General features: G+C 74.7%; 8 protein-coding genes. 2 read left to right on the top strand and 6 right to left on the bottom strand.

Annotation, left to right across the window (positions count from 1 at the left end):
- Positions 1-168: 168 nt before the first annotated feature.
- Together AB0G08_RS09660 and AB0G08_RS09655 are read right to left on the bottom strand one after the other, a co-directional pair.
- Complete coding sequence (locus tag AB0G08_RS09660) at positions 169-1,098, bottom strand: Ppx/GppA phosphatase family protein (protein WP_358085616.1); 930 nt, start codon at positions 1,096-1,098, stop codon at positions 169-171.
- Between the two features lie 27 nt (positions 1,099-1,125).
- Positions 1,126-2,124 carry a helix-turn-helix transcriptional regulator gene (locus AB0G08_RS09655; protein ID WP_358085578.1) on the bottom strand — a complete coding sequence of 333 codons (999 nt, stop codon included), beginning with the start codon at positions 2,122-2,124 and terminating at the stop codon, positions 1,126-1,128.
- A 97-nt stretch (positions 2,125-2,221) separates the two neighbouring features.
- On the opposite strand from AB0G08_RS09655, the gene AB0G08_RS09650 reads away from it, so the two are divergent.
- Positions 2,222-3,121 carry a PHB depolymerase family esterase gene (locus tag AB0G08_RS09650; RefSeq protein WP_358085574.1) on the top strand — a complete coding sequence of 300 codons (900 nt, stop codon included), beginning with the start codon at positions 2,222-2,224 and terminating at the stop codon, positions 3,119-3,121.
- A 1-nt stretch (position 3,122) separates the two neighbouring features.
- Here the strand turns inward: AB0G08_RS09650 and AB0G08_RS09645 are convergent, their stop codons facing one another.
- The 4 genes from AB0G08_RS09645 to eno are packed head-to-tail and all read right to left on the bottom strand — an operon-like array spanning position 3,123 to position 6,208.
- Positions 3,123-3,659, bottom strand: a complete 537-nt coding sequence (locus AB0G08_RS09645) for an amino-acid N-acetyltransferase (RefSeq protein ID WP_358085571.1) — start codon at positions 3,657-3,659, stop codon at positions 3,123-3,125.
- 2 nt (positions 3,660-3,661) lie between these two features.
- A complete protein-coding gene (locus tag AB0G08_RS09640; RefSeq protein ID WP_358085568.1) occupies positions 3,662-4,219 on the bottom strand; it encodes a DUF501 domain-containing protein in 558 nt (185 codons plus the stop codon).
- A 34-nt stretch (positions 4,220-4,253) separates the two neighbouring features.
- Entirely contained in the window at positions 4,254-4,892 is a 639-nt protein-coding gene (locus AB0G08_RS09635; protein ID WP_358085613.1) for a septum formation initiator family protein, read from the bottom strand.
- A 32-nt stretch (positions 4,893-4,924) separates the two neighbouring features.
- Positions 4,925-6,208, bottom strand: coding sequence for a phosphopyruvate hydratase (gene eno, locus AB0G08_RS09630; protein ID WP_358085566.1), 1,284 nt, complete (start codon positions 6,206-6,208; stop codon positions 4,925-4,927).
- A 233-nt stretch (positions 6,209-6,441) separates the two neighbouring features.
- Here eno and AB0G08_RS09625 point away from each other — a divergent pair, with 233 nt between their 5' ends.
- Positions 6,442-7,134, top strand: a complete 693-nt coding sequence (locus AB0G08_RS09625) for a hypothetical protein (RefSeq protein WP_358085563.1) — start codon at positions 6,442-6,444, stop codon at positions 7,132-7,134.
- Positions 7,135-7,295 lie beyond the last annotated feature (161 nt).

Below are 7,295 nucleotides of genomic sequence, written 5' to 3'. Positions count from 1 at the left end.
ACTTGCCTTCCCCCCACTCCGCTAGTCCCCGCGCGTGGGGGTGCTTGGCCGCGTCCGGTCGGGCCTGGGTCCTCGGGGGCTTTTTCGTTTCCCGGCGCCGGATCCGATCACCGCACGGCGTGCCTCACCGCCGTCGTGGCGCGGGGTCTCCAGGTTCTCCCGGGCGGTTCAGGCCAGCGACCAGGCGATGCCGTCGAGGATGTCGTGCTCGGAGGCGACCACCGAGTCCATCCCCGCCCGCTCCATGATCACCCGGAGCACCAGGGCGCCCGCCCCGATCACGTCCGCCCGGCCCGGGTGCATCGCCGGGATGGCCAGTCGCTGCTCCCGGCCCTTGCCGAGCAGGTCGGCGGTCACGTCGGCCACCGCGTCGTACGACACCCGGGCGTGGTGGATGCGGCCCGGGTCGTACTCCTGGAGGCCCTCGGCGACCGCGACCACGGTGGTGACGGACCCGGCGAGCCCGACCAGCGTGGCCGCCTGCCGGCCCGGCACGGCCTCCAGCGCCCGGTCCACCGCGACCGCGATGTCGGCCTGCGCCGCGGCGACCTCGTCCAGCGTCGGCGGGTCGCCGTGCAGGTGCCGCTCGGTCATCCGGACGCAGCCGATGTCCATCGAGATGGCCGCCTCGACGCCGCCCGCGCGGGTGCCGACGACGAACTCGGTCGAGCCGCCGCCGATGTCGACGACCAGGTACGGCTCGCGCGCGTCGGCCGGCAGCCCACGCACCGCGCCGGTGAAGGAGAGCCGCGCCTCCTCGTCGCCGGTCACCACCTCGGGCGCGACCCCGAGGGTGCGCTCGACCATCTCGCGGAACTCGGCGGCGTTGGAGGCGTCCCGGGACGCCGACGTGGCGCACATCCGGACCCGCTCCGCGCCCAGCTTCTCGATCTCGGCGGCGTAGGAGGCCAGCGCGACCCGGGTGCGTTCGATCGCCTCCGGAGCCAGCCGCCCCGTCTTGTCGACGCCCTGGCCGAGGCGGACGATCTCCATCCGCCGGCTCAGGTCGACCAGCGGCGCCTCCGGACCCGCCGAGGCGTCGGGCAGGTCCGCGACCAGCAGTCGGATCGAGTTGGTCCCGCAGTCGATGGCGGCCACACGTGTCGTCACGGCTGCCACCCTACGTCAGGCGCGCGCGGGCGGCAGGACGTCGTCGCGGCCGAGCAGTTCGGCGCCGAGCGGCGTCAACCGGTGCAGCACCGCCCCGCCGTCCCGCACGCTGCTGACCAGACCGGCCGCCCGCAACGCGCCCGCGTGCTCGGACGCCGAGGAGACGCTGATCCCGACGGCGCGCCCGAGCGTCGTGGTGGTGTGCCGGCCGGGGCCGCCGAGCCGGCGCAGCACCGCCGCCCGGGTGGCGCCCAGCAGGCGGCCGAGCGGATCGGCGACGCTCGCCTCGACCCGGCGCGGCATCGGCGCGGGATACACCACCAGCACGGGCCGGTCCGGCTCCACCAGCACCCGGGGATGCGGCCCGGCCAGCGGGGAGGGCAGCAGGAGCAGGCCCTGGCCGGTGCCGGAGACCGTCGTGCTCCACCACGTCCGCACCGTCAGCGTCAACGTCGGCGCCTCCCACCGGATCGCCGGGTGCAGCGCGTTCAGCAGCCCGTCCAGCCCGTGCGCCGCGAGGTGCCCGGTCGCCTCGGCCACCTGGTGCCGGTGCACGTCCGTCAGGTCCGCCCAGTGCGGCGCGAGCACCGCGTCGTGCCAGGTGCCCAGGGCCCGGCCGAACAGGCCCATCGTCTCCCCGTCGGCCTCGGCGAACCGCCTGCGCAACGGCGTCTCGGCCAGGTCGGCGTACGCGGCGGTGACCTCGGCCCGCACGCGCCGGACGGGGACGGCCCGGATCGCCTCCAGGCCGGCGGCGACCGACTCCAGGCCGTCCAGCGGGGTGAGGAAGTCCGGCAGGCGACCGCGCGCGGGCAGCAGGTGCCGCAGCACCGAGGCGGCGGAGCGGACCCGGCCCGTCGCCGTCGCCGCGCCGGCTGCGGGGCCCGGCGCCGTCCGGGCCGCCTCCGGGTCGTACAGCGCCTGACAGGCCAGCATGGCGGTGCCCACCGGGTGCAGACGGTCGGCGAAGCGGACCCGGCACAGGTCCGCCGGGCCCAGGCGGAGACGAAGCATGCCAGCAGACTGCCCCCCTTCGGCCTGGACCGAAAGGGTTGCCCCGCGGGGCTCGCCCGGTCCAGTGTGGACCGCGGGTCACGGAGGGGGGCGGGGCGTGCGACGGACGGTGGCAGTGCTGACGGGGCTGGTTCTCGCCGTCGTCGCCACGGCGTGCGGTGGGGACCGGGGTCAGTCCCGCGCCACGCCGGCCCCGTCGCCTTCGGGGGCCGTCGAACGCCCCGCCGCCGGCGACCACCGGCTCACCCTGCCGCACGGCGGGTCCGACCGCCGCTACCTGCTGCACGCCCCACCCGGCTACGACCCCGGCCGGCCCGCCGCGCTGGTGGTCGCCCTGCACTTCTATCCCGGCAGCGGCGCCCGCCTGCGGGAGATGGTGGGGCTGGACGCCGTGGCCGACCGGGAGAACTTCCTGGTCGCGTACCCGGACGGGCGCGGCGGCGGCTTCAACGCGCTGATCTGCTGCGGGACGACCGACGACGTGGGCTTCCTCAAGGACCTCACCGCCCACCTCGTACGGACGTGGCGGGTCGATCCGGACCGGGTCTACCTCACCGGCATCTCCAACGGCGGGGACATGAGCTTCCGCGCCGCCGTCGAGGCCGAGGGGCTCTTCGCGGCGATCGGCGTGGTCAGCGGCGGCTACAGCGGCCCCCGGACCACCCCCGAGACCTACGTGCCCACACGACCCGTGTCGGTGATCACGTTCATCGGCGGGCAGGACCGCTACGCCGACGTCTTCACCGAGGGCGTACGGACCTGGCAGCGGCGGCTGCGCTGCGCACCGGCGTCCGGCGCGCCCCCGGCGGGCGCGCCGCGCGTCACCCGCGCCGACGCGCGGTGCGGCGACGGCAGCGACGTCACCGTCTACACCGTGGCGGACATGGGGCACTCGTGGCCGGGCGCGCCGACCGGGGAGCTGGCCGCCCCCGACGCGGGCCTCGTCGCCACCGAGCTCATCTGGGACTTCTTCGCCGCCCACCCGCGCCGGAGCTGAGTCAGAGCCGCAGCAGCATGCGGGTGTTGCCGAGGGTGTTCGGCTTGACCCGTTCCAGGTCGAGGAACTCGGCGACGCCCTCGTCGTAGGAGCGCAGCAGCTGCTCGTAGACCGGCTGCGGCACGGGCGCGCCGTCGATCTCGGTGAACCCGAACGAGCCGAAGAACCGGGTCTCGAAGGTGAGCACGAAGATCCGGGCCACCCCCAGCTCGCGGGCGCCGTCGATCAGCTCCGCGACGATCCGGTGGCCGAGCTTGCGCCCCCGGCAGGACGGGTCGACCGCCACCGTCCGGATCTCGGCCAGGTCCTCCCACATCACGTGCAGCGCGCCGCAGCCGACCACCGCGCCGTCGCCGGCGCGGACCGCGACCCGGAACTCCTGCACGTGCTCGTAGAGGGTGACGGTGGCCTTGCTGAGCAGCCGCCGGTCGTCGGTGTAGGTGTCGACGAGCCGCCGGATGCCGCGCACGTCCGAGGTGCGGGCCCGCCGCACCACGATCTCGTCGGCCCCCGCCCCGTCCTCGTCCGCGCCCGCCATGGTCAGTCCGCCGCCGGCACGTCCACGCAGGGCCCGGCCGCCCACCACTTCTCCACCAGCTCCAGCGTCTCGTCGCCGAACGGGTTCACCCCGGGCCCGGCCCCGAGCGCGTGCCCGAGGTGCACGTGCAGGCACTTCACCCGCCCGGGCATCCCGCCGGCCGAGATGCCGGCGATCTCCGGCACCTCGCCGATCGCGTCCCGGCGCGCCAGGTAGTCCTCATGCGCGGCGCGGTAGCGCGCGGCCAGCTCCGGGTCGGCGGCCAGCCGGTCCGCCATCTCCTTCATCAGCCCCGCCGACTCCAGCCGGCTGCACGCCGCCGTCGCCCGGGGGCAGGTCAGATAGAACAGCGTCGGGAAGGGGGTGCCGTCGGCCAGGCGCGGGGTCGTCTCCACCACGTCGGGCAGGCCGCAGGGGCAGCGGTGGGCCACGGCCCGGGTGCCGCGGGGCGGGCGTCCGAGCTGCGCGGCCACCGCGGCCAGGTCGGCCTCGGTGGCCGGTTCACGCCGCGGCGGGGGTACGGAGGCCGCCGCCGGCTCCGGCGGTGGTACGACAGTCACGATGCTGGTCTCTCGTTCGATGCTCGGGTGGTGCTCACCTGTCGGGCTGCTCGCCGTTGGCGGCCTGCACGCTCGACCAGAGGGTGTCGTACCAGGAGGCGGGGGTGACGGGCGCCGACGGGGTCGCGGACGAACCGGCGTCCCGGGCGGCGCCCTCCGGGTCGGAGAGCACCACCAGCAGCGTCTCGCCCGGGGGGCCCATGAAGAACCGCTCCCTGGCCTGGATCTTGATGTATTCCGGGTCCTGCCACTTGGCCGCCCGCTCGGAGAGTTCCTCGATGGCCTTGCGCTGGGCGGCCTGCGAGGCCTCCATCCGTTCGATGTCGGCCTGCTGGTCCAGGTAGACGCGCACCGGGTAGGTGTAGGCCAGGGCGAGCGCGATCAGCACCGCGAAGAGCACGGTGGCCCGCCCGGTGAAGCCCCGGGAGCGGGGTGCGGAGAGCCGCTTGACGGTGCCGGCGGCCGTACGACGGGCCGCGGCGGGCCGGCTCGCGGAGCGTACGCCCTCCGCGCCCCGGGTCGCCCCCGGCGCGCGACCGGCCGTGGCCCGCGACTCGGCGCGGACGCCGCCCTCGCGGACCGACGTCCGGGCGCCCCGGACCCCGCCCGGCCGGCCGGTGTGACCCGGCCGGCGGGCGGGGCGCTGACCGCCCGGTGTGCGGCGCTGCTGCATCGTCACACCCCTCCCCCGAGGCCTCGCGCGTCTCAGGCGGAACGGTAGCGCGGGAAGGCGCCCGCCCCGGCGTACCGCGCCGCGTCGGCCAGCTCCTCCTCGATCCGCAGGAGCTGGTTGTACTTCGCGACCCGGTCCGAGCGGGCCGGTGCGCCGGTCTTGATCTGGCCGCAGCCCGTGGCCACCGCCAGGTCCGCGATGGTGGTGTCCTCGGTCTCGCCGGAGCGGTGGCTCATCATGCACTTGAAGCCGGCCCGGTGGGCCAGGTCCACCGCGTCCAGGGTCTCGGTCAGCGAACCGATCTGGTTGACCTTGACCAGGACGGCGTTGGCGGCCCGCTCGGCGATGCCGCGGGCGATCCGCTGCGGGTTGGTGACGAACAGGTCGTCGCCGACGATCTGGATGCGGTCGCCGAGCGAGGCGGTCAGCGTCTGCCAGCCAATCCAGTCGTCCTCGGCCAGCGGGTCCTCGATCGACACGATCGGGTAGTCGCCGGCGAGCTTGGTGTAGTAGTTGCTCATCTCCTCGGCGGTCTTCGCGGTGCCCTCGAAGGTGTAGGTGCCGTTGTCGAAGAACTCCGTGGCGGCCACGTCGAGCGCGAAGACGATGTCGGTGCCGAGCCGGTAGCCGGCCTTCTCCACCGCCTCGGCGATCAGGTCCAGGGCCGCGGCGTTGGTGGGCAGGTTCGGCGCGAAGCCGCCCTCGTCGCCGAGGCCGGTGGAGAGCTCCTTCTTCTTCAGCACCGACTTGAGCGCGTGGTAGACCTCCGCGCCGGAGCGCAGCGCCTCGCGGAAGCTGGGCGCGCCGATCGGCGCGATCATGAACTCCTGGATGTCGACGTTCGAGTCCGCGTGCGCGCCGCCGTTGAGGATGTTCATCATCGGCACCGGCAGCAGGTGCGCGTTCGGGCCGCCCAGGTAGCGGAAGAGGCTCAGCTCGGCGCTGCCGGCCGCCGCCTTGGCCACGGCCAGGGAGACGCCGAGGATGGCGTTCGCGCCCAGCTCGGACTTGCTGTCGGTGCCGTCGATGTCGAGCATCTTCTGGTCGATCAGCCGCTGCTCGCTGGCCTCGTAGCCGATCAGCTCGTCGACGATCTTGTCCTCGATGTTCGAGACCGCCTTCTCGACACCCTTGCCCTGGTAGCGGTCGGCGTCACCGTCGCGCAGCTCGATCGCCTCGAAGGCGCCCGTGGAGGCGCCGGAGGGCACCGCCGCCCGGGCGATCGTGCCGTCGTCGAGCCCGACCTCGACCTCGACGGTCGGGTTGCCCCGCGAGTCCAGAATCTCCCGCGCGACGATTCCCTCGATGGTTGCCACTGAGTCGCTCCTCGTTAGTGTGTTCCGGTCCGGTATGGGCCGCGACGGTGCGGCTGAGGCAGTTGTTGAACGCAGCGTATCGGGCGACGCTCGGACGTGGGCGGTCCGGGCGCTCGCCGGCCCGGCCCGAAACCTGCCTCCGGGCAACGCTTTACACGGACATTCCCGGATTCTCGTGTCTCAACCGGCAACGGGTTTGCGCGCGGTTGACCCGATCGGCCAGGCTGGTCGCCATGCCCGCCGCCTCGACCACCCTCCGCATGCTCGCCGTGTCGGTCATCGCGTCGCTCACGGTGACCGGTTGCCAGACCCTCGACGACGCCGGCCGGGCGATCGGGCGGGCCGACCTGGTGAACGACATGGCCGCCCGGCTCGACCGGGCGCTGGAGCTGACCTACTCCGCCGACTACCAGCTCCCCGGCGGGCAGACCGCCACCATCGCCCAGGCCCAGGACCCGGCCCGCTCCGCGTACACCTGGCCCGGCGGCAAGCTCACCGTCACCCCCGAGGCGACGACCCGCTGCGAGACCACGGCCGGCCGGGCGACCTGCACCCTGGAGGCCCCGCCCGCGCCCAACGCGAAGCCCACGGTGGCCATGTTCACCGAGGCCAAGCAGCGAGGGCTGGTCACGCCGCCGATCGTCGTGGGACTGCTCACCACCGCCGCGCTGGACCCGGAGGCGGTGATCGCCCAGAGCGACACCACCCTCGCCGGCCACCACGCCACCTGCGTCGACGTGGAGCAGTCCGCCGGCGATTTCACCGCCTGCGTGACCACCGAGGGGGCGCTCGGCAGCTTCACCGGCCAGGTCGACGGCAGGCAGGTCGAGCTGGCGCTCAGCCGCTACCGCGAGACGGTCGACGGCACCGCGTTCGACCTCCCGCCCGACGCCGGCGTCGTGGACCGCCGCCCGGCCAGCTCGTGACCGACCCCGCCGGCGGGTTCGTGCCCGGAGCCGACCGGAGCGCCGCGCCCGCGCCCACCGACCTGGCCGTGCCGGTCGCCGGGCGCAAGCTGCTGACCACGCCCGACGGCGCCCTCCCCTGGGTGGGGCGACCTGCCGGACGACACCGCGTCGCGGCGCTG

The organism is Micromonospora sp. NPDC023644 (assembly GCF_040640115.1).
GTDB lineage: Bacteria > Actinomycetota > Actinomycetes > Mycobacteriales > Micromonosporaceae > Micromonospora.
The sequence above is the reverse complement of the archived record's forward strand: the minus strand, read 5'-3'. Positions and strand labels throughout refer to the sequence as shown.